Origin of the sequence: Pseudomonas sp. SIMBA_067 (assembly GCF_046534675.1) — a bacterium.
In the GTDB taxonomy this organism is placed as follows: domain Bacteria; phylum Pseudomonadota; class Gammaproteobacteria; order Pseudomonadales; family Pseudomonadaceae; genus Aquipseudomonas; species Aquipseudomonas putida.
In genome coordinates this window covers 1-252 of sequence record NZ_JAWRYH010000943.1, presented here as the reverse complement: position 1 = coordinate 252, position 252 = coordinate 1, and the positions used below count along the sequence as shown (strand labels likewise).

1 protein-coding gene is annotated in these 252 nt (G+C 42.9%); it reads right to left on the bottom strand.

Annotation, left to right across the window (positions count from 1 at the left end; genetic code table 11):
- The coding region (locus tag SB765_RS31975; protein ID WP_410932804.1) for a hypothetical protein at positions 1 to 252 on the bottom strand (252 nt) is incomplete at both ends.

Below are 252 nucleotides of genomic sequence, written 5' to 3'. Positions count from 1 at the left end.
AGACACACCACACATGATTTTACGTTGTGATTTAATATCTTTTTCAGTGAGTATCTGGGTAGTACCGCGTCGAGTAATTACTACAACAGCATCCCAAGCAACGCCTAAGATTCGGTTAGCTGGTTGGTCGCCATATTTAGTGGCAAAGTAGGGTGATTTAGATTCACTGCGGCTAACCTCGCCAGTAATTCGGTCAACAATATCGGGCAATTGGTAGTGAATGCGTAAAGTTTGGTCTTTGCGTTTAACTTG